Genomic DNA, 21906 nt, shown 5'->3' on the forward strand with positions numbered 1-21906 from the left:
TAAACTTATCAAAAACATGAGCACAAAAGAAACATTCTCAATTAACGGCGAAGCGTTATTGGGCAAGATAAAAGAAATAATTGCCGAAGGAAAAGCCAGCAGGATTACCATTTCGAATAAAGAAGGTAAAGAGTTAATGACCTTTCCGCTTAGTGTAGGCCTTTTTGGGATGATACTGGCACCTGTATTTGCCGCCGTGGGTACCCTGGCCGCATTGGTTACAGAATGTACTATAACCGTTGAACGGGAAGAGGAAGACAAAGAAGAAGAAGGCCCAAAAGAATAGGGTATCTCTTATACTATCGAACAATAAAAATGGCCGGATATCCGGCCATTTTTATTAGCTTAAATTTTCTTTAAAAAAATCGATGGTACGTTTCCAGGCTAACTCTGCGGCTGCTTTGTCATAGCGGGGAGTAGTGTTATTATGAAAACCGTGATTGGCATTTTCATAAATAAAAGCCTGATATTTTTTGCCGTTTTCTTTTAACGCCTTTTCATAAGCAGGCCAGCCTTCGGTGATGCGGGTATCTAACGCCGCATAGTGCAATAACAGCGGCGCTTTAATTTTAGGAACATCTTCAGCGGCGGGCTGACTTCCGTAAAATGGAACAGCTGCTGCCAGATCCGGTATGCGCACGGCCATCATATTGGCAATACCTCCGCCATAGCAAAAGCCTACAACGCCTACCTTGCCATTGCAGTCCTTATGGTTTTTAAGGTACTCGTACGCGGCTATAAAATCTTCTTCCATTTGGCCTTTATCCCGTTTGGCCTGCATGGTACGGCCTTCGTCATCATTACCGGGGTAACCACCAAGGGGTGAAAGCGCATCGGGCGCAAGGGTGATAAACCCGGCAAGGGCAGCTATTCGCGCTGTGTCCTCAATATATGGGTTTAGGCCCCGGTTTTCGTGAACTACTATAATACCCCCAAGTTTTTGCTTTGCATCGGCAGGCTCGGATAGTAATCCTTTAATGGTGCCGCCGCCTTTAGGCGAAGGGTAATTGATATAGCCTGACTTTAAGCGGGGATCATCCGGTTTAACCTGCGCGGTGGTTTGATAATTGGGCATCAGGAAACTCATGAGCGAGGGCACGGTTAAGCCACCTACCGCATAAATAGACAGTTTTTGCATAAAGGCACGCCTGTCAAGGCGGTTATGCGCGTAATCATCATACAGGTCAAACACTTCCTGTTTGATGTCTTCTTTATTGATTTGGGTCATAATTGATGAAGGCTGTACTCAAATTTACCTGTTAGGTTCTGCTTTAGTTGTAACAGTCTCGTTACCGGTAATGTTTCATGCAAGGTTGTTTGATGTTTGATAACCGCTCTAAATTGCTGCATATCAGTTGTGAGGCAATAGCTTAAAAATGGTATAGTGTTAAGTGTTTGACGACAGGGTCAATAAAAGATTATGATATATTAATAAAAATTGATAAAACGTTTTATTAATGTTATTATTTTATTAGTTTTACTGTTGATGAATAATGTGTTGCATATCACTCATTTTTTATAATTGATAAATCGTTTTATCAATCGTATATTAAAAAGCAATTGTTTTTCATCACTAAACTTAACCATCGTCACCCAATGAGAGCAATTTTGAGCTACAGGTATCTGTTTTAATTTTCACGCAAGTTTCTATTGTGATATTATGCCCTTTATCATCAGGATAAAAATACTGATATGGCATCGCTATGGCATATTTTAACAATAGCTTAGGTTGTAACAGACCTTTTTTTCTTTCAGCCGGAATAATTATTCTTTAACCATAAAGAATAACCCAAAAATACTTCGTCAAAAGCGAACAGGGATTTTTATTGCCTTTATTTTATGATAAGTATTTTTTAACAGCTTATTAATTAATAATATATATGTTTCAAATTTCTAACCTACAATCAATCAATCTATGAATGTTTTAAAACTAACCAGGCGGGCATTGGCAATGCTTTGCTTAGCCCTTGTTTTTTGTTCGGGTTGCAAAAAGGAAAAGCAGCGTACTTACGCCTTATTACCTCCCGACCCGGAAGATGTAACTGCCCAGGGCGCGCTTTCCGTAAATATTGAAAATACAGGAGGGCCTTCGGCAACGGAAGGGTCAATAAGGGTAACCGACGGTTTGCTCGATACCAAATTCCTGATCTTTACTTACAAGCCTACTTTTTTTATTCAGCTTAAATTCAAACAGGCGCAGCACATCACCAGCTATACCCTTACATCTGCTAATGATGCTCCGGAACGTGACCCCAAAAGCTGGACACTTTCCGGCTCAAATGATGGCGCGGCCTGGACAGATCTGGATACGCAAACCAATCAAACCTTCGCTTCCCGCGGTCTAACCAAAAACTATGCGTTTGACAACACCAAAACATACACTTACTACAAGCTTAGCATAACAGCTAACGGTGGGAGTGCATTGTTCCAGTTAGCCGAGTGGCGGGTAACCAATGTGCCTTTGTAGGTACCGGCCCATAATCAATCAAAATACTTTTCAATTATCAAATAAGAAACTATGTCAAAAAATCGACTCTTAAAAGTATTTCTTGCAAGCTTAAAGAATAACAAACTCATGTATATCGCCTTGGTATGCATGGCCTTTGTTATGAACGTACGGGCGCAGGAAACCCACCAGGCAATACCTGTAACCGGTACGGTTAAGGATGAATTTAACATAACGCTGCCCGGTGTAACTGTACGTAACCTTAAAACTAAAACAGGCTCAGTTACTAATGATAAAGGCCGCTTCAGTATCCAGGCCAGCCGCGGCGATTCAATAGCCGTTAGCTTTATCGGTTTCAGGACTTTTACCTTTGCCGTTAAGGACGAGATCAATTTTAATATCACTCTGCAGGCAGCAGCTAACAGCTTAAATGAGGTTGCTATTGTAGGTTACGGTCAACAGAAAAAGATCAGTGTAGTAGGCGCGCAATCAACGGTTAACCTCGAAGATATCAAGCAGCCGGTTGCTAACCTGAGCGCCACACTGGCCGGCCGTATCAGCGGTTTGGTTGGCGTACAGCGTTCGGGTCTGCCAGGTCAAAACGGAGCTGATCTCTGGATCCGTGGTATCTCCACCTTTAACTCGCAAAACAGCGCGGCACCGCTTATCGTTATTGATGGTGTTCAGGGCAGGGACATTGATAACCTGGATGCTGAGGATATTTCATCATTCACTGTGTTGAAAGATGCTTCGGCCACAGCGGTTTATGGTGTTGCCGGTGCAAACGGTGTAATTATCGTAAACACTAAAAAAGGTGGTGCCGGTAAACCTAACCTAATGTTCAATTACAATGAAGGTATCACTTCATTTACCAAACGCCCCGAGTTAACAGACGGTGTAACTTACATGATGCTCCGGAACGAGGCACGTTTAGCCAGCGGCCAAAGCAAGGAGTACAGTAATAACTACATCAACTCAACCATTAAAAATGAGGATCCTTACTTGTATCCTAATGTTGACTGGATGAAAGAGTTATATGGTAAAACCGCATACAACCGCAGAGCCAATTTCAGCGCGCGTGGTGGCACTGATAACTCAACGTATTACATTTCGGGTGCTTATTATGATGAGCAAAGTTTGCTGAAAACAGACCCTTCGCAGAGCTATGACGCAAGCACCAGCTTTAAACGTTACAACTTTACGTCAAACGTAACTACCAACTGGACAAGTACTACCAAATTTGACCTTGGTGTACAAGGTAATATCTCTAACACCAATTATCCGGCGGTTAACCTTGATCACCCTTATCAAAGCGTTCAGGATATTTTTAGCGCGGTAATGCAAACCAATCCGGTATTGTATCCAAAAATCTACCCAGGTAATCTTGTACCAGGTGTAAGTAACCAGGGCGCGCAGGAAAACCCGTGGGACCTTGCAACACAAAGAGGTTATACCAACCTGTTCAGTAACCAGATCTATACCAACGCGAGGCTTACCCAGGATTTGAAGTTTTTAACTCCTGGCCTCTCAATTTCGGCTTTGTACTCTTTCGACGTTAACAACTCGCATGGCATCAGCAGGTACCGCAACCGTAACCTGTATTTAATTAACCGTGCCGACCCTTACGATGATAATGGTGATATCAATTTGAACATCATCAGGAGCGATGGATCTGATAATTTATCATATCGCCGTTATAACGATGGTAACCGCCAGTTTTATACTGAGGCATCAATCAACTATGATCATACCTTCAGTAAAGACCATCACATTACAGCATTAGCACTTTTTAACCAGCGTGAAATTACCCAGCAGTTTGCTGATGATGTTACCTCGTCGTTACCATACCGCAACCAGGGTTTGGTAGGCCGTACAACGTACTCATACCGCGACAAATATTTTGGCGAGGTTAACTTTGGTTACAACGGTTCTGAAAACTTCGCGCCAAGCAAAAAATCCGGTTTCTTCCCATCATTTGGTGTAGGCTGGGTTTTATCAAACGAAAAGTTTTATGAGCCAATAAAGCAGGTATTTGACTATTTCAAAATTCGTTACTCGGACGGTGTTGTGGGTGATGGTGGTAATGGCGGTCGTCGTTTTGGTTACCTTACCCTTGTTAAAACCGGCGATAACGACAACGGATATACCTTTGGCGATGGCGGTGCAAGTCATCAAATAGGGGGCACCTATATTACCAGCTACGGTACCGATGTACAATGGGCACGTTCACATAAACAAGATCTTGGTATCGAGTTTTACGCGCTTAAATCGGCTTTATCAGTAACTGTCGATTTATTCCACGAGCGCAGGAGCGGCGTATTCCTGCAAAGGGGATCGTTACCTGCAATTGTAGGCCTTAACAGCAACCCGCTGGGTAACTTTGGTATCATAACCAATAAAGGTATTGATGCAACAGTTCAGCTTAACCCAACTAAAATAGGTGCCTTTACCCTTGATGTGCGCGGTACCTTTACTTACAACCGCGATAAGGTGATTGAGGATGATAGCCCGATTCAGCCTTATGCATATATGAATACAAGAGGTGTAAATTACCTTTCAACATTTGGTTATGTAGCTACAGGCCTTTTCCAAAATCAGCAGGAAATTGATAGCGCCCCTAACCAGTCGAACTATTTTGGGACTGTGCGCCCCGGCGATATCAGGTACAAAGACCTTAACGGCGATGGCAAAATTGATGAAAATGACCGTACCCGTATCGGTAACGGCGACGTCCCTACAACTACCTATGGTTTGGGCTTCAACCTTCAATACAAACACTTCTACTTTGGTTTATTCTTCCAGGGTGTTGCCGGTGCCGACAGGCTGCTGAATGGCGATGGTATCATTCCGTTCAACAACAGCACCGGTCCTGAGCGTAGTAACTTATTCGCGGTAGCCGAAGACCGCTGGACACCTGAAAACCCAAATCCTAACGCGTTTTATCCTCGTTTGGCTTACGGTAACAGCGCAAACAAAAATAACTCAGCGGCATCAACCTGGTGGGTTAAGGATATCAGCTTCATACGTTTAAAAACTGCCGATTTTGGCTACAACCTGCCTAAAGGTACTTTGAAAAGCATAGGCCTTAAAAACGCGAGGGTTTATCTGCAAGGCTTTAACCTGTTGTACTGGAGCCCTTTCAAATTATGGGATCCGGAACTTAACACCACCAACGGTACGGCTTATCCAAACGTAAGGACTGCAACACTTGGCGTACAAGCTAATTTTTAATTAAAAACGGAATTACAGAGATGAAAAAAATTAAATATATAGGGTTGGGTTTGCTTATGTTAAGCATGGGCTCATGTAAAAAGTATCTTAACCAGGTGCCGGATGACGTGATCACGGTTGATAAGATCTTTGCTTCAAGAACCAATACCGAAAGCTTTTTGGCTAATGTTTACCACTCATTACCCAATGAGTTATCGCAACGTTATAACGGTACTGATAATTCTGGTCCGTGGACTGCTTCTTCTGACGAGGCAAAATACAACTGGGATTTTAACTACAGTAACAACATGAACAGCAGCACCTGGAAAAAGACGGATGCTGATGTTGGTTTTTATTGGAATAACTATTACAAAGCCATAAGGAATGCAACGTTCTTTATGCAGAATATTGATAACGCCAATTCGAAGGAAATCCAGGCTTCTGATAAAAAAGTGTATAAAGCCGAGGCCCGTGGTTTGCGCGCTTTATATTATTTCTTTTTATTGCGTACCTACGGACCGGTGCCACTTATTGGCGATAAGATACTGGACATTAACGCGCCGGTATCAGATTTGCGCCTGCCGAGGGCTACTTTTGATCAGGGTATTGATTTTGTAGTATCAGAGCTTGATGCTGCATATCAGGATGTGCCTGTTACAACTGCCGAGCAGGAACTTGGACGTATTACAAAAGGTATTTGCAAAGCTTACAAGGTGGAGGCATTGTTGTTAAAAGCAAGCGCGTTGTATAATGGTAATACCGATTTCGCATCATTAAAAAATGCTGATGGTACCCAGTTGATCAGCCAAACCTATGACGTGGCTAAATGGGCGGCCGTAGCTACCGCGGCTAAGGATTTTATCAGCGAGTTTGTTCCCGGCACTTATGATCTTTATACCGAAAACGATGCTGATCCGTTTATGGCGGCTTACAAATCTTGCCGTAATGTAATGACCACCGATTGGAATAAAGAGTGGATCTTTGCCCGGTCAAGAAGTGGTAATTACTCACAGTACGACCGTACACCTAAACATGTGGGAGCTCCTTATACCGATTCCGGCTACCAGGGTGCAGGCGCGTTAGGCGCAACACAAACCATGGTTGATGCTTACTTAATGGCAAACGGTTTGCCAATAAACGATCCGCAATCGGGATATGTAGCGACAGGATTTTCAGATTTTAAAGCTCCTTTTGATACTAAGTTAAGAAGCACTTACAACGCCTGGGTAAATCGTGAGCCACGCTTTTATGTAGGGATTACTTACAATAACAGCCTTTGGTTAAACCAGCAAAACGGCAGCGAAATAGTGACTAACTTTTTCTATAACGGAAACTCAGGCAGGTCGCAAAGTACTTCCGACGTATCGCCAACCGGTTACGTAGTACGTAAAAACGTTGCCAATAACGGTAATGGCCGCGGTGCGCTATTATTACGTTTGGCGCATATTTACCTTGATTACGTTGAGGCGCTGAATGAATCGGATCCGTCAAATGCCGATATCGTAAAATACCTGAACCTGATCCGCAAACGTGCAGGTGTGCCTCAGTACGGTAGTGGTGCCGGTGCAATTGCTACACCATCGGGACAAGCGGCCATGAAAGATGCTATCCGTAGCGAACGCCGTATTGAGCTGGCCTTTGAGAACACCCGTTACTTTGATACCCGCAGGTGGAAAATTGCCGAAACTACCGATGCCGGTAATTTCTACGGTATGGATATGAGCAAAAGCGATAACGGCTTTTATAATAAAACGCTGTTAGAAACCCGTGTATTCAGGAAAGAAAGAGATTATCTGTTCCCGATTCCTTATAACGAGGTATTGAAAAATAATAACATGGTTCAAAACCCAGGCTGGTAATCCGGTTTTTTATTGATATTATTGAGTCAGGCCCCGCTTAACGCGGGGCTTTTTTAGAAATCTGCCAAAATGAAAAAAATAGTTTATTTAATGTGCCTTCTGGGGGTAGCGGTAACCGGTTGCAGCCAGAAAACAACTACGCATGCTAAACAGCCCGTTGTTAATGCCGATGTGCCGGCACCTGCTGCCACCTGGAAAGAGCACTGGTTTGAACATGCGCAAACACTTAACAGGGTATATTATGATACCAGTGTTGTAGTGTATTATGATGCCGATGTGAAACCATCTGTTACTTGGCCTAAAACTTATATGGCGCAGGCCTGGAACTATACCAAAAAAACTTACGGAAACTTCGGCGCAGATTCTCGCTTATATGCGGTGTTTCATGCCGGTAAATATTCCGGTGGGCACCCCTCTACCTATATGGACGACAGCCATGATTATCACAACGTAACCGATTGTGGTTCATCTGACCCCAATGCCTGGACATCGGGTGTGGGTAATGATATTGATCTATCAACACACGAAATTGGTCACATTGTTGAAGGTGCTGCAAAGGGTGTACATGGTTCACCTGCTTTTGGTATCTGGCATGATAGCAAGTGGATGGAGATTTACCAGTACGATGTTTATCTCGGCCTTGGCCGTAATGACGATGCCCTACGCTGGAAAAATATGAAGCTGACCACTACCGATGATTTTCCGCGTGCGGGTACCCACTGGTTCAAAGATTGGTTTTATCCCATCTATACCCAGCACGGACAAACCAAAGCCTTAAACAATTTCTTTGTGCTGTTGGCCAAATACTTCCCTAAGCAAACTTTCAACAACGGAAAAGAAAGCTACCCCGAATACTCACGGGATTTAAATATGGGCGAGTTTATCCATTTCTGGAGCGGCGCTGCCGGTACTGATTTGAAGCAACTTGCATTAAATGCCTTCGGCGATAAAGATGAACACGGAAACAGCTGGATTACACAGCTTGAAAAAGCCCGGACAGATTTCCCGGGTGTTACTTACTAATACAAAACTTTAAAAATGATCAGGAAAAAACTATTATTCCTTGCTCTTTTATGCGCTGCAGGCACCTGCTTCGCGCAGGACAAGGAGAAAGAAAAAGACTTGCAAGAATATCATTTAAACCTGCCCGCTGATAGCAGTGTTTTAGATGCAAAATCGAAAGAAAAGCTTACAAAAGCGTTCTACAAAATTTATCCCGACTTTGCCCGGGCCAATAGCTATCACACTAAAAAACATTTATCTGTTACTTTTGCCGATAGCCCTGCAATTACAGCGGAAGATGGTAAAATGGAAATCAGTGCTGCCGTAGTTAAAGATCTGTCTGAAAAGAAACTGGAGAAAGCGATGGAAGCAGCGCTGGCAAAAAATTGGGCATCCGCAGATACCATTAAAAAGAAAGGTTTTCAGTTGGTTTTCATTAACAAAAACCAACACATTGATCCGGCTGTACAGCAAAGCCTTATTGACACTTACTTCGAAATTTTTCCGGTGTTGATCAAAACCTTTAATAAAAAGACAACCAAAAGTGTGGTGTTTGTGACTGATACGGCATATGGTGGCGTAGCCGAGGCCAGCGGTAACCGTATCCTTTTCAGTACCAAATACCTGAAAGCCCATCCAACCGATATCGACGTGGTAACACATGAAACCATGCACCTTGTACAGGGCTACGGCTACAGCGCCGGACCTGTTTGGTTAACGGAAGGTATTGCCGATTATGTAAGGTATAAATATGGTGTTGATAACGTAGGTTCAAAATGGTATTTACCTGCTTTTAACAGCAAACAAAGCTACACCAACAGTTATCGCATCACCGCCCGCTTTTTTGTATGGCTGGAAAAAAATGTTAAACCGGGCTTAATTGCAGATCTGGATGTACTGTTGCGTGCCCATCAATACAATGATCAATCATGGGTAACCTTAACCGGCAAAAACCTTGACGCGCTTTGGGAAGCTTATAGTCAAAACCCCGCTGTGGAGTTAACTTACAGCGATAAGGCAAAGCTTAAAAAGGGAGCATAATAAAAGCGGAAATCAAATCCCTCCATCACACCGTCATTGCGAGGCACGAAGCAATCTCCGATTGGCAGAGCGGTTATGCAAATCCCCCTGTACAGTTCGCGATTGCTTCGTGCCTCGCAATGACGGGGTGGTGAGGATTGCTTCGTACCTTACAGCAATGACGTTGTAATTGGTATCTATTTTTTCACCTGTTTCAAAATCCCCGGGTAAAGTACCCCATCAATATCTGTAAGCTGCAGATCAAGTAATGCGGCCACTATCGGGGCTATATCTTCCAGGCCCATCTGGTGAATGATCTTCTGATTGCTGATGCCTGAACCAAATGCTAAAAATCCCGTTTCTATCTCTTTAAAATCGGGGAAGTGACCATGGGTACCACCGCTGCCACTGCGTAATGAGTTCCCATCCGTAGCATTGTTAAATGATACTCCTGGAATAGCTGCCAATGCCAATGATACCTGCGGATCTGCCCCCAGTTCATCCAGTTGCTTACGTTCAATTACCCTGAAAAGCTTACGTTGAGGCGCAGGGGCTTGCTCAAGAAGCGTGCGCACCTGTTTCAGCACTTTTTGGTCGTTGTTTTTTACGTACAGAAAAGTTGTTCCGCCTTGTTGAAAAAATTGGGCTTTCCAGTCGCCGTTTTGCAGGTTTTTGCCAACCAGTCCGGCGTTGGCCAGCCACACGTTAGGGGCAAGCTGTGTGTGGATGTTCACGAAACCATGATCGCCCACGATAAGGAAAGCGGTACTGTCTTTAATACCCGCACGTTCGGTGGCTTCAATAATGCGGCCAATGTTACGGTCAATGTTGGCGACCGCTTTGCGAACGGTTGGCCCCATACGTCCTTCTGCATGGGCATAATGGTCAACGCAAACCAGGTGAACGGTTATTAAATTAGGTTTATGTTTTTCGATAAGATAGGAGGCCATGCGGGCCAGGTTATCATCGGTACTTAAGTGGCCATCCAGATCTCGGTTATACAACCTGCCGGTAGCATTTTGCTCCAGCTCTTCAAATAAACCCGTAGGGGTAGCATACTTACGGAACGGGCTTAGCGGATCGGGGAGTTTAGTATCACGCGCCGCATCGGGCATGTTATAATCAACAGGCGCATGTACGGATACCGGCCAAAGTACCGAAGCTGTTGTTAACCCCTTTTTATGAGCGGCTTCCCACAATGTTTCGGTTTTTATACGGCGGGCATCGGTATAGCCTAATTCACCTATCTGATCGGTGGTTTCAAATGGTGTATTGTAAAACACGCCGTGTTTTGCCGGGTATTTGCCGGTAATAATGGTGGTATGCGATGGATAAGTAACGGTTGGCATATCGCCGCGTACACCATCGGCATAAACACCATTGGCAGCAATTTCCATTAGGTTAATAGCACCCCAGCTTGGGTCTTTATAAAACTCGGGCCTGAAGCCGTCAATGCTGATCATGACCACGTATTTGGGCTTTTGAGCCCAAGCCGCGCATGTGCCTGCCAAAATAAAAAGCAGGGTTTTAAAAAATATCTTCATAAATGATTTTTTAACAGAATGTTTATTGTAGAGACGCATAGTTGCGTCTCCCGCTTTGTCAGGTTTTTAGCTGCTTGATTTGCATACGGGAGACGCAATTATGCATGTCTACATGAAATTGAAATGGCTATTAATTAATAACCTGGATTTTGTACCATTTTACCCGGGTTAAGATCAACCTCGGGCTGTGGTATCGGGAACAGCAATTTATTGGCTGTTACGGTATAAGCGTCTGGCGACAGATATGAAACCTGCTGTTTTAACGCGGCTCCAAACGCGTTCATTACTTCAATAGCTTTACCTGATCGGGTAAGGTCATGCCAGCGGTGGTTTTCAAAGGCTAACTCAACCCGGCGTTCGTGCAAAATTACATCACGAAGAGAAGCCTGATCGGTAGCGGTTGTAGCGGCTAAACCTGCACGAGCGCGTACAGTATTTAATTCGGTTAAAGGCGATTTGCCTTGCTCATTTTTAGCTTCGGCCAACAACAGCAAAGCATCGGCATAACGGTATATCGGGAAATTATCATTTGAGCCGGTGTTGAAATTTAGGCCATGTTCATACTTTTTAATGTATGGTACTCCAATTTTACCGGCGGCAGGCACATAGCCAATCACACTTTTTTTAGCCGAGTAAACAAACAGGTCGCTGGCGTTATAAGCGCCCTCAACAATACCGATAGAGGCGTCAAGGCGTTTATCACCCGGTTCATAAGTATTGATCAAATCCTGGGTTGGGGTGTTCCAACCGCCGGTGCTGCTGTTATTCACAGCCGTAACTGTGATAATGGATGTATTGGTGCTGCGCGGCAAAAAGTAAAACGAAATCACGTTAGGTGTTGAAGTTGCATCGAGACCTTCTAAGTACTGGATCTCAAACAACGATTCCTTGCTGTTTTTGTTGGTAGGTACAAACGCGTTTGCATAGTCGGCGTTAAGACCGTAACCCATACCGGCAAGTGTGGTAAGCAAGGTTTCGGCATCGGCCCATTTCTTTTGGGTAATGTAAACATCTGCCAGCAACATCGTAGCAGAGCCTTTTGTGGCCTCACCCGTTTGCGGGAATTTGGCAGGCGCAGCAAGTTCGCTGATGGCGTCTTTGGCATCGGCTATGATCTGGTTATAAATCTCCTCGGGAGTTGAACGGGCTAAAAACGCGTCGTCGGCTTTTTTAACTTCCTTCAAAAATAACGGCACGCCACCATAAAGCCTTACCAGCTTAAAGTAATACCAGGCACGTAAAAACTTGGCCTGCCCATCAATAGGAGCTTTTGTAGCTGCATCAATAGTAGTTGAAGCTGCTAACCTTTCAATAACAATATTGGTACGCGATATACCGGTATAGCAGTGCTGCCAAACGGCGTTAGCGTAATCGTTGGTTGAGGTATTGGTAAAGTCGGATATATTTTCGCGATAGATATACGCGGTGCCCCGGTTACTTGGGTAAGGCTGATAGATGGTATTGTCCGACCGCATTTCGGAGGTGAAATAGTCATTCACCAAAACATCGCGCAGCGGAGCGTAAGCAGCTATTACGGCTTGTTTAAACTGATCGGCGGTGATGTAAAAGTTGGCCCCGGTATAGGAATCCTCGGGATTAAGATCGATATAACTTTTTTTACAGGCGGTTGCTGTAATGGCAAGCAAGGCAATCAGGATATATATCTTTTTCATGTTGATTTTAATTTATGGGGATCAAACTATTTGAATGTTGCCGAAAGGCCTAACGAGAATGTTCTTGGTATAGGGTAAGCGTTTTCGTCAACACCTATGCCCAGTGTAGGGTCAAGACCGGCAAAGTTTATCTCTGGGTTCATACCGCTGTAACCTGTAATAACAAAGGCCTGCTGTACCGAACCGTAAATCCTGATATTCCTGATCATCGACTTCTCTGGCATGTTGATACGATAGCCGAGGGAAATGTTTTTGGCAGTTAGGTATGATCCGTTTTCGACCCATTGCGAGTTAACCTGGCGGCCCATAGCGGTAGTTCCGGTTTTTGTACGCGGATAAATGCCTGAGCCCGGATCGTCAGGAGAGCGCCAGCGATCTGCCGCGGCAGCCAGCATCACCCTGGAACCATCAAGATTGGTTTGATAGGCCCATTTGGCAGCATTCAGGATCTGTCCGCCAACCGAAAAGGCCATACTGATATTCAGATCAAAGTTTTTGTAGCTGAAGTTGTTGGTGATGCCACCTGTAAACGTAGGGGTAGGATCGCCGATGAAGGTACGGTCGTTAACATCGTCAATAACACCATCGCCATTAATGTCTTTAACTTTGATAGTGCCCATATCAGATGCTTTGCCATATTGGGCAGAATTTGCCAGGTCGTTAGCGTCTTTATACAATCCCAGGAAAACAAAACCATAGAATTCGCCCAAATGATGACCTTCCTGCTGACGGAAATAATCGGACGAAACGGTATTGTTGCGACGGATATATCCTGGACTAACCAGGTCTTTAATGATATTCCTGTCGAACGAAATATTAAAGCTGGTGTTCCATTTAAATTTGCCGGTAAGGTTAGTTGAGTTTACCGAAAACTCATGCCCCCATAGTTCAAGCACGCCAACGTTATCCAGTATACTGGTAAAGCCGGATGCTTTAGGGATAGGGCGTTGCATGATCAAACCATCAGAGATCTTGTGGTAATAATCATAGGTAATGTTAAGCCTGTTATTAAATAAGGACAGGTCAAAACCAATATCGAATTGTTTGTTGCGCTCCCATCTTAACTCATCGTTTTGCAGGCGGTTGATGGTTTGCCCGGCAGCTAATGCTCCGGCAAAAGCGTAATAGTATTTAGCGGTTGTTGCAAGCGCGTCATAATTGCCAAAAAAGTTGTTGCCGGTAACACCATAGCTGGCGCGTAGTTTTAAAAGATCAATGAACGTAAACCTGTTCATGAACTTTTCGTCGCTGATAACCCAGCCGGCTGATACCGATGGGAATGAACCATATTTTTGATTTTCACCAAAGCGGGAAGAGCCATCGCGGCGTACTGCGCCCTGTAACAGGTATTTGCCTTTGTAGTTATAGTTTACACGTGCAATGCCCGATAGCAAGGAGTATGCACTGTAACCGCCGCCAAAAGCCGAAATGCTTGTTGCCGCCGAAATATAAGGGATATCATCGCTCGGGAAACCTAAACCGGTAATGGAGTTATTGGTGCCGCTATATTTTTGTGCCGAATAACCTGCTAATATCTCCAGGTTATGATCGCCAAAACTTTTGTGGTAATCTAAATTGGTTTCGGCGGTGTATGAACCGTTATCTGCATAGCTGCTTAAGCCTGTAGCCTGGCCAACATTTGATGCCACTACGCCCGACTGAAAATACTGGCGCGACTCGCTGCCTTTGTCAACAGCCACATTGGTTTTCAGGCTCAGGCCTTTTAAAAACTCATAGTTTAAATAGGCGTTGGCCAGTATGCGGGTAGTTTTATAATCATCATTAGTAAGCTTAAACTGGGCCAGCGGGTTAATGTATGCCACCATGCCCGGCGAGTAGGTATCGCGGTTATAGGTGCCATCGGCATTATAAGGTGATTTCAGCGGGCTGGCTTCAAAGATCCTTTCAAAAAGACCGCCAACACCATCGGTTGTTAAACGGTTGTTATGATCCAAACGGTAACTTGGCGCTACGCTGAAGCCTATTTTTAGCTTGTTGTTTGATAAAGTAAGGTCCTGGTTAATACGTAACGAAAACAGTTTGGTGCCTGTATTGATCAATACGCCCTGCTGTTCCTGGTAACCGGCGATAACCGTAGAAGTTGATTTTTCGCGTGCGGTTTGGATAGTCAGGTCATAGTTTTGAATAGGTGCCGTGCGGGTTAACAGTTTAAACCAATCGGTACCTTTGCCGTACTGATTGGGATCCAGGTAATCGGCTGGGGTAGCAGTAGTGAAGCCCGGTTCATATTTGCGCGAATCGGCAAATTTTTCGTTCATGTATTGGGCAAAACCATGAGCATCCATCATTTTAGGAACCCTGTTGCCCGGAATTTTCTGGATGCCATAGCTTGAGTTAAACTCAATTTTTGATTCGCCGGGTTTGGCGTGTTTGGTGGTAATAAGCACTACGCCGTTTGCCGCGCGCGAACCATATAGCGCCGTAGCCGATGCATCCTTTAAAATACTGTAGCTTTCAATTTCGGACGGGTTAATATTATTGATACTGCCTGTAACCGGGATCCCGTCGATAACAAATAACGGCTGGTTGCTGGCATAAAACGATGCCGCGCCACGGATACGGAATTCAACACCCCGGCCCGGTTGACCGCTGCTTTGTGCTATTTGAACACCGGCAGCCTTACCCTGCAATTGCTGTGCAAACTGCATCACCGGCATGTCCTGCAACTGGCTTGCATCAACCTGGCTAATGGAGCCTGAAATTTCGCGGGCGCGTTGCTTACCGTAACTCACCACTACTTCTTTAAGCATACTGCCGCCGGTCATGCTCAGGTTTAAAACCGAGGTTTGGTTGCCGGTTATGGTTACATTTTTTGATTCGAGCTTGTTATAGCCTATAAAAGTTACTTCAATGGTATAGGTGCCCTCGGGAATAGCGATGTTATACATACCCAGTGAGTTACTGATATCTCCAAGGTTAGTGCCTGCTACCCTTACTGTCGCGCCGGGCAGGGCTTCGCCATGATCATCAGTTATTTTACCCGTTAATTTTCCCGAGGCTTGTTTAAACAAAGTGATGTTGCCTGCCTGTTCTTTAAACCCGATACCCTGGTTTTTAAAAATTACGGTTAAAATATCCTGCAACGGCTGATTGGTAAATTTCGCCGGGCTGGTATATTTATCATTAAGCTTAAGGTAGTCCTCGTCATAAGCAAAGGATACATTGGTTTTTTTCTCCAGTTTTTTGATGGCCGATGACAGGTCTTCCTTTCCGAAAGAGATGTCAACGGGCGTACCCAGGGCCTGTGCCTTAAGCTCCCCGGCCTGCACGGATACCAGGCCTATAGTAACTGATATTGAAATTAGTAAAAATGTAATGCGCATAAACTGCCTCCATAACTGTGTATAGAAATTCATATTTTTGATGGCTTTGTAATGAGTGAAAATGTTGCTTAGCATTAGCAGGTAAGGGAGGGAAACCCTGTGCCCGCTTAAATTAATTAAGGCCGGCACCGCTGTAACGGAGCCGGTTTTTTTGTTAATAGAGGGTTACCTCATGGCCCTCCTTTCTGAAATGCGTATTATGTAACTGGCTGATGGCTTTCAGCGTTTCATCGGGCGGTATATTTTGCTTTATGCGGATGGTAAAGCGATAACCTTTTGCCCGCGTGTTACCTGCATGAAGATTAATATTAAACAGGTTTTTATAAACAAGCGCCAGCTCGTCAAAGCCTGCCTGGTTAAGGCTGGTGTTGCCGTCTTTCCAGCTCTGGCTGTTTTCAATGTTAACCTGCTCATTACTGTAGGTATCTTTAGCAGGTAAATAAGTTAATTGCTGTCCCGGCGTTAATACTGATAGGGTTTTATCTCCACGGCTTACCGAAACCTTGCCCGTGGCTACTGCCACCTTGATAAACGGCATTTGTTTGTAGGCACTGATGTTAAAGGATGTACCCAATACCTGCACTTTTAAAACAGCGGCATTTACGCGGAACGGCTTAGTTTCGTCATGCTTCACTTTAAAAAAAGCTTCACCCTCGTCAAGATATACCTGACGTAGTGTATCGTTGAAAGAAGCTGGTACCCGGATGCGGCTTGCTGCATTTACCCAGATCACCGAGCTATCGGGCAGTGTAATTTGCCTTACTTCGCCCGCATGGGTTTGGATGATTGTAAATGTTTGGTTTGTTGCTTGCTTGTTACGGACGGCAAAATATGCTGCCAATGATAAACCGGATACAAGCAGTACGCTTGCCGCTATGCGGTAAACGTACCACGAACGGTTGCGCTGCTGAGCTATGGCCGCTTTGATGCCCGCATGGATATTGTTTTTTATGCGTTCGCGTTCTTCCTGTGGTAATTGCTGGTTGCTTTCGTTTTGGTATGATTTATACCAGGCCTCAACAATAGCGTTTTCGGTTTCGTTGGCAGTACCCTTAAGGTAGCGGCGCAACTGTTTTCTGAATTTATATATATCCATTCGCGGGTGTTTTCAGCTTATAGTTGCTAAAAAGGCCCGGAGGTACTTTTAATTCCAGTTAAGTTTATATTAATTATTTGTGAAGTAGTGCCGCTAAAACAGCTATATAGGTAACATGCTTTTCGGGATGTTTTTCGATGATGGTCTGCCTTAATCGCCTTAAAACCTCTGAAATGTAGTTTTTTACAGTTTGCTCGGCAAGGCCAAGCTGCCCCGCTATTGCTTTTACAGATAGGTTTTCACTGCGGAGTTGATAAACGCGTTGCAGCATTTCGGGCATACTGTTGACAGCGTGTTCCAGGGTTCTTTCAAGTTCGAGGTAATCTGTATGGCTTTCTATTGAATCTTCCAGGTAGGTGATGCGCCTCAGGGCATCCTGCATCCGGATATCGTTTGTTTTTTGGGAACGGAAATGTCCCATTACGCTTAAGCGTACGGCGCTCAATAAATAATATTCAAGCGATAATTGTACCTCAAGCACTTTACGCCGCTGCCATAATTTGATGAAAATCTCCTGCACTATATCCTGCGCAATGGCATCATCGTTAAGCCTGGCGTTGGCTGCCTGGTATAATTTTTCCCAATAGCGTTCAAACAACAAGTCGAAAGCAAAACTATCGTCTTCTTTAATTTGCAGTAATAACGTTTTATCAGGCGAACTTTCCGTGAGCATTTCCGGCCAAAGTTATACCGTCAATGTTAACTTAATTTTAAATCGGTTGCTGGAAAACGATTTAGGAATGTTTTAAGCCGGTTATTAATGAAATAAGTTTTTTTAAAAGAAATAGCCTGGGTTGCTCTGTTCCCTTTTATTGGGATAGGCGTTATGCTAAGATGCGCCGTAGGCGCTACCTGTTTGTAGAAAAATATAACAGCAGTTTTTTTGCTTCGTAGAGGCTACCCTTTCTGCATTGATTATAAACATCACCCTATAGGGTAGCCTCTACGAGGCAAAAAGACTTTTGCTTTTATTTTGCTACAAACAGGTATCCCCTACGGGGAATTCGCATATGATAAAGTTGTATAAACTGATTATCTGATGAAAGAGGACGATAAATGCATCCGCTTCAAAGTTTGCATAACGAGTTTACAAAAGAGAGGATATTTCTCTTTAGGCCCCATATGATCTGGCTATCATGTTAATAGCAAAAAAGCAAGATCACCATTAATGCCCCTTACCAAAATTCTTTTCTCCGGCTTCAACGGCCAGATCTATCCGGTTTTCATCGGGTGGTTTAGGGCATGAATAGCCGCTTGCAAACGCGCAATAAGGATTATAGGCCTTGTTGAAGTCGATAACTATTGAGCCGTTTTTAATGTCGCGCGTAGTGAGATCAATGTACCGGCCGCCGCCATAGGTTGTTGTACCGTTGGTAGCATCGGTAAAAGGCAAAAACAGGTAATTGCTAAATGCTGGATTTTGAGACAGCGCTATACTTTTGTAAATGGTTAACTGCATGGGCTTATCTCTTAAAGTGAACGAAAGCAAAGCGTAACGTACATACTGTTTAGCCGTGCCATCAAACGCCGGTATAACAAACGGCGATTGATTGGTTAGCAGCTCAGCTTTTGCGGTAACCCGGTAGGTACTATCGGCATCATAAAATCTTAAATATTGCAGATCTTCCTGTTTTAACGGAGAACGCGGATCCTTCAAAAAATCATCTTTATAATTTTGTCTGAAAGAGGCGATTTGTTCTTTGTGGCTTTGCGCAAAACCACGCTGACCGGCGAGGAAGATAAGTAAAATGATGCTCAAATATTTCATATGTACCGCAGGGATTTGGCTCAAAGTTAACTCAGAAACTTTATAAAAAATGGGAAATATTCATTGCCGTTGGTTTTAACCAACGGTTATGAAGCTGAAATGTCCCGGCTTTAGCCTAATTATGCAAGCGGTTTTGGGCTGAAGCCTTCCTTGTCACTATTCATTATTCTGTTGGTTAAAACCAACGGCAATGAAGTTTATTTTATCTGTAAATAATAACCATCAAGTTTAACAGCTTATAGAACTGTTATAAAAAAAATCGCCATTGCCTGGTTTCCGGGCAATGGCGATTTTTTTTGTATGTTAAACAGGTTAAATCACCCCTTCAATAAAAAACTTGTTGATGCCTTCCACATCGCTCAAATGAGTGGTTATCCGGCTGATCTTTTCGTCAACAATATCACAAACTATGGCAACATATTCATCCAGGATTAAATCGCCGCGGCTGGCTGTGTTATGAAGTGATAACGCCACGCTATCCAATCCGTACAAAATATGGTTAAGCTGAACCATTACCCCAAAATCACGCAACTGATTGGCCCGTTTTATTACAGCATCGGCACCAACTGCCGGCCCGGATAATAAGCTTGTTCCAGGCAGTGTCCAGGTAACATCATTGGTAAGGGCTGAGCGCATGAGTTCCCAATCACGATTCTTTAAGCCGGTCAAAAACTTATTGGCCAATTGCTCTTTTACTTCTTCGGTAGTTTTCATGTGGTTAGAATGTTTTAGTTAATAGGATCGGCAGCAGGAAAATCTACAGGGATTTCGGTGTTGGCGAATACATAGTTAGTATAAACGCGTATGGTAATAAAGGCGATGAGCTCCATTAAAGCAGCTTCGTCAAAACCTGCAGCGTAGAAGTCATTTAGTGAGGTTTCATCGGCTTTACCTTTATTTTCAACAATTGACTTTGCTAAGCCAACAATGGCGTTTAATTTTTCATCATCAGTATGCCCTCTCCTAATGTCAAGGGTTTGCTCCTTAGTAAAACCGCGTTTTATGGCTAACATGCTATGACCGGCTAAACAGTAGGCACAGCCATTTATTTCGGATACGATAAGGGCAATAGCTTCCCTTTCTTTAGGGGTAAATACGCTTTTACCCATGTCATCTTCCATATCCATAAACATTTTAAGAGCAGGAGCTGAATAGCCCATGGTTGCGTATAAATTTGGCACTTTGCCAACGCGTTTTGTGAATGTATCAAACATAACCTGCGATTCGGCACTTACCTTGTCGCGGGTTGGAACTGTTATTGTTTTCATGGTTATATTATAGTTTAAGATTATTTACTTGTTGTTTTACGTTTAAGATAAAGCTGCGCAGTCTCGCTCATAGTGATAATAGCGCCGCCAAGGATTACGATATCTTTGATTACCAAACGGCCGCGGCCTGACAGGTAAGGGAAGCCCCATTGGTTATCGGTTAAGTGTGGTACCCAGCTTTCGGGCGTGGTGATCAGGAAAGATAAAGTACCCAGGGTCATGATAAATACCAGGATGCTGGCAATCATACTTGGAATTGGTACAACTTTATAAAGGGCAACCAAAACACCCAATGTTACCAGGAAGATCCCCAGCCCTACGGAAAAACCGTATGTGTTATTTTCGATGTGCCATTGGTGATTGGCAGCAATCAGTTCACCTTCTTTGTTTACGTGTTTTTTGTATTCGGTTGGGTGGTTATAGAAGAATGACATTACCGGGCTGTTGGCCACAAAGGGTACTACGCCATCGGCCTCATAAGCGAAAAATTTAAGACCGCCAATCCAAAGGAATACGACTACGATGCCGAAACGAACGGCTTTTTTACCAAGTTGATCAAGATTAGCTATGGTATTTATTATTGAAGTTTTCATGTTGTTGTTGTTTGATGAAGCAAAATTACAACGCCACGTACTCCCCCAACATGGACAAAAAAGGGTTTTACTTGTACAAATCCGCTACGATGGAAATTCCTGTTTTATCGCGGAATGTTTGCGGCGATACTTTGGTGAATTTTTTAAATACCCGGCTGAAATAGAATTCGTCCTGAAATTTAAGGTTATAGGCAATTTCTTTAATGCTTTGCCGGGTGAGGTGAAGCTGTTTTTTGGCTTCGAGAATGAGCCGCTCCTGTATAAGCAGGGATGGTGACTTATGGAAGTATTTGGTACAACGCCTGGTTAAGGTATCAGACGATATGGCCAGTAATGACGCGTAATCTGATGGTTTATGCAGATCAAGAAAATGCTGATTGAGCAGTGTACGGAATTTTTCCATCAGCTCGTCTTTCTGAGGCTTATCCTGATCGGTATTGATAGCGTTCATTTTTATGCTGCTGGCTTTGGCCAAAAAAAGCTGAAGGTAGGCCCGCAGCACAATTTCAGACGGTTGCGGCTGCATAAATTCGTCGTCCATCTGCATAAGCAGCAGTTCAAAAACCTTTACATCCTGCGGGCTAAGCGGGACAATGGGATCAAGATAAATGTTGTTAAATAACAGCCCGTTGCAGGCTACTTCTTCCCTGTGGTACTCAATACAGTAAAAGTCGCTGTGAAACTGTAATAGATTGCTTTTTATAGCGCGGCATTCATCTATATAAATAGTTTGAAGCGGGGTTGAAAACAGCAGCACCGGGCCGGTAAAGGGAAACGCGCCAAAATCGGCATGAAAAATACCCGAGCCTTCCGGAACCAGGTAAACGGTATATTCTGAAAACTGGGCAGGTGTACACAAAATGTCTTCCTGTGGTTCTTTCAGCCCAAGTAAAAACTCTCCTGATTTATCGCGGATTTCCTTCAAAACGCTTGTGGTTTAGGCCGCTAATATAAAATATACGCTGCTATACCCCGGCAGCAATTTTTATGGGCGACGTTTTGGCTCAAAAAAATTACAAAATACCAATAGATGCAGCTGTTTTGTTGACATTTCTTACATGTAAGTTCATGCGTCTTTCGCTT

17 protein-coding genes are annotated in these 21906 nt (G+C 43.9%); 6 read left to right on the top strand and 11 right to left on the bottom strand.

Annotated elements, in window-relative coordinates; genetic code table 11:
* Positions 1 to 16: 16 nt before the first annotated feature.
* On the top strand, positions 17 to 286 hold the full coding sequence (locus DEO27_RS00475) for a DUF4342 domain-containing protein (RefSeq protein ID WP_112573530.1): 270 nt from the start codon (positions 17 to 19) through the stop codon (positions 284 to 286).
* Positions 287 to 340: 54 nt separating this feature from the next.
* On the opposite strand, the gene DEO27_RS00480 is transcribed toward DEO27_RS00475, so the two are convergent.
* The gene (locus DEO27_RS00480) at positions 341 to 1228 is read right to left on the bottom strand and encodes a dienelactone hydrolase family protein (protein WP_112573452.1); all 888 of its coding nucleotides are present in this window, start codon (positions 1226 to 1228) and stop codon (positions 341 to 343) included.
* A gap of 687 nt (positions 1229 to 1915) precedes the next feature.
* On the opposite strand from DEO27_RS00480, the gene DEO27_RS00485 reads away from it, so the two are divergent.
* The 5 genes from DEO27_RS00485 to DEO27_RS00505 all read left to right on the top strand — a co-directional run bounded on the left by DEO27_RS00485 (position 1916) and on the right by DEO27_RS00505 (position 9558).
* Positions 1916 to 2467 carry a discoidin domain-containing protein gene (locus DEO27_RS00485; RefSeq protein WP_112573454.1) on the top strand — a complete coding sequence of 184 codons (552 nt, stop codon included), beginning with the start codon at positions 1916 to 1918 and terminating at the stop codon, positions 2465 to 2467.
* Positions 2468 to 2518: 51 nt separating this feature from the next.
* Positions 2519 to 5677, top strand: coding sequence for a SusC/RagA family TonB-linked outer membrane protein (locus tag DEO27_RS00490; protein WP_223818115.1), 3159 nt, complete (start codon positions 2519 to 2521; stop codon positions 5675 to 5677).
* A gap of 20 nt (positions 5678 to 5697) precedes the next feature.
* A complete protein-coding gene (locus DEO27_RS00495) occupies positions 5698 to 7515 on the top strand; it encodes a RagB/SusD family nutrient uptake outer membrane protein (protein WP_112573458.1) in 1818 nt (605 codons plus the stop codon).
* A gap of 69 nt (positions 7516 to 7584) precedes the next feature.
* Positions 7585 to 8538 (top strand): hypothetical protein, encoded by a 954-nt coding sequence (locus DEO27_RS00500; protein WP_112573460.1) that lies wholly within the window; start codon positions 7585 to 7587, stop codon positions 8536 to 8538.
* Positions 8539 to 8553: 15 nt separating this feature from the next.
* The gene (locus DEO27_RS00505; RefSeq protein ID WP_112573462.1) at positions 8554 to 9558 is read left to right on the top strand and encodes a basic secretory protein-like protein; all 1005 of its coding nucleotides are present in this window, start codon (positions 8554 to 8556) and stop codon (positions 9556 to 9558) included.
* Between the two features lie 176 nt (positions 9559 to 9734).
* On the opposite strand, the gene DEO27_RS00510 is transcribed toward DEO27_RS00505, so the two are convergent.
* From DEO27_RS00510 to DEO27_RS00555, 10 genes are all read right to left on the bottom strand, one after another.
* Positions 9735 to 11081: an alkaline phosphatase family protein gene (locus DEO27_RS00510; protein ID WP_112573464.1), complete on the bottom strand. Its 1347-nt coding sequence runs from the start codon at positions 11079 to 11081 to the stop codon at positions 9735 to 9737.
* A gap of 134 nt (positions 11082 to 11215) precedes the next feature.
* Positions 11216 to 12754 carry a RagB/SusD family nutrient uptake outer membrane protein gene (locus DEO27_RS00515; protein ID WP_112573466.1) on the bottom strand — a complete coding sequence of 513 codons (1539 nt, stop codon included), beginning with the start codon at positions 12752 to 12754 and terminating at the stop codon, positions 11216 to 11218.
* A 26-nt stretch (positions 12755 to 12780) separates the two neighbouring features.
* Positions 12781 to 16131, bottom strand: coding sequence for a SusC/RagA family TonB-linked outer membrane protein (locus DEO27_RS00520; protein ID WP_223818116.1), 3351 nt, complete (start codon positions 16129 to 16131; stop codon positions 12781 to 12783).
* Between the two features lie 121 nt (positions 16132 to 16252).
* Complete coding sequence (locus DEO27_RS00525) at positions 16253 to 17194, bottom strand: FecR family protein (protein ID WP_112573468.1); 942 nt, start codon at positions 17192 to 17194, stop codon at positions 16253 to 16255.
* A 73-nt stretch (positions 17195 to 17267) separates the two neighbouring features.
* Complete coding sequence (locus DEO27_RS00530) at positions 17268 to 17867, bottom strand: RNA polymerase sigma factor (RefSeq protein ID WP_112573470.1); 600 nt, start codon at positions 17865 to 17867, stop codon at positions 17268 to 17270.
* Between the two features lie 492 nt (positions 17868 to 18359).
* Positions 18360 to 18962: a DUF1684 domain-containing protein gene (locus DEO27_RS00535; RefSeq protein WP_112573472.1), complete on the bottom strand. Its 603-nt coding sequence runs from the start codon at positions 18960 to 18962 to the stop codon at positions 18360 to 18362.
* A 312-nt stretch (positions 18963 to 19274) separates the two neighbouring features.
* On the bottom strand, positions 19275 to 19676 hold the full coding sequence (locus DEO27_RS00540; RefSeq protein WP_208644907.1) for a nuclear transport factor 2 family protein: 402 nt from the start codon (positions 19674 to 19676) through the stop codon (positions 19275 to 19277).
* 14 nt (positions 19677 to 19690) lie between these two features.
* Positions 19691 to 20230, bottom strand: coding sequence for a carboxymuconolactone decarboxylase family protein (locus DEO27_RS00545; RefSeq protein ID WP_112573474.1), 540 nt, complete (start codon positions 20228 to 20230; stop codon positions 19691 to 19693).
* Between the two features lie 20 nt (positions 20231 to 20250).
* Positions 20251 to 20823, bottom strand: coding sequence for a DUF417 family protein (locus DEO27_RS00550; protein ID WP_112573476.1), 573 nt, complete (start codon positions 20821 to 20823; stop codon positions 20251 to 20253).
* Between the two features lie 67 nt (positions 20824 to 20890).
* The gene (locus tag DEO27_RS00555; protein ID WP_112573477.1) at positions 20891 to 21748 is read right to left on the bottom strand and encodes a helix-turn-helix domain-containing protein; all 858 of its coding nucleotides are present in this window, start codon (positions 21746 to 21748) and stop codon (positions 20891 to 20893) included.
* Positions 21749 to 21906: the final 158 nt, after the last annotated feature.

Source organism: Mucilaginibacter rubeus, from assembly GCF_003286415.2.
Lineage (GTDB): Bacteria > Bacteroidota > Bacteroidia > Sphingobacteriales > Sphingobacteriaceae > Mucilaginibacter > Mucilaginibacter rubeus_A.

What these genes read in the sequence shown, in the direction of transcription:
- DEO27_RS00475 (WP_112573530.1), top strand. Translation starts at nt 17, where the DNA reads ATGAGCACAAAAGAAACATTCTCAATTAACGGCGAAGCGTTATTGGGC.
- DEO27_RS00480 (WP_112573452.1), bottom strand. Translation starts at nt 1,228, where the DNA reads ATGACCCAAATCAATAAAGAAGACATCAAACAGGAAGTGTTTGACCTG.
- DEO27_RS00485 (WP_112573454.1), top strand. Translation starts at nt 1,916, where the DNA reads ATGAATGTTTTAAAACTAACCAGGCGGGCATTGGCAATGCTTTGCTTA.
- DEO27_RS00490 (WP_223818115.1), top strand. Translation starts at nt 2,519, where the DNA reads ATGTCAAAAAATCGACTCTTAAAAGTATTTCTTGCAAGCTTAAAGAAT.
- DEO27_RS00495 (WP_112573458.1), top strand. Translation starts at nt 5,698, where the DNA reads ATGAAAAAAATTAAATATATAGGGTTGGGTTTGCTTATGTTAAGCATG.
- DEO27_RS00500 (WP_112573460.1), top strand. Translation starts at nt 7,585, where the DNA reads ATGAAAAAAATAGTTTATTTAATGTGCCTTCTGGGGGTAGCGGTAACC.
- DEO27_RS00505 (WP_112573462.1), top strand. Translation starts at nt 8,554, where the DNA reads ATGATCAGGAAAAAACTATTATTCCTTGCTCTTTTATGCGCTGCAGGC.
- DEO27_RS00510 (WP_112573464.1), bottom strand. Translation starts at nt 11,081, where the DNA reads ATGAAGATATTTTTTAAAACCCTGCTTTTTATTTTGGCAGGCACATGC.
- DEO27_RS00515 (WP_112573466.1), bottom strand. Translation starts at nt 12,754, where the DNA reads ATGAAAAAGATATATATCCTGATTGCCTTGCTTGCCATTACAGCAACC.
- DEO27_RS00520 (WP_223818116.1), bottom strand. Translation starts at nt 16,131, where the DNA reads ATGAATTTCTATACACAGTTATGGAGGCAGTTTATGCGCATTACATTT.
- DEO27_RS00525 (WP_112573468.1), bottom strand. Translation starts at nt 17,194, where the DNA reads ATGGATATATATAAATTCAGAAAACAGTTGCGCCGCTACCTTAAGGGT.
- DEO27_RS00530 (WP_112573470.1), bottom strand. Translation starts at nt 17,867, where the DNA reads ATGCTCACGGAAAGTTCGCCTGATAAAACGTTATTACTGCAAATTAAA.
- DEO27_RS00535 (WP_112573472.1), bottom strand. Translation starts at nt 18,962, where the DNA reads ATGAAATATTTGAGCATCATTTTACTTATCTTCCTCGCCGGTCAGCGT.
- DEO27_RS00540 (WP_208644907.1), bottom strand. Translation starts at nt 19,676, where the DNA reads ATGAAAACTACCGAAGAAGTAAAAGAGCAATTGGCCAATAAGTTTTTG.
- DEO27_RS00545 (WP_112573474.1), bottom strand. Translation starts at nt 20,230, where the DNA reads ATGAAAACAATAACAGTTCCAACCCGCGACAAGGTAAGTGCCGAATCG.
- DEO27_RS00550 (WP_112573476.1), bottom strand. Translation starts at nt 20,823, where the DNA reads ATGAAAACTTCAATAATAAATACCATAGCTAATCTTGATCAACTTGGT.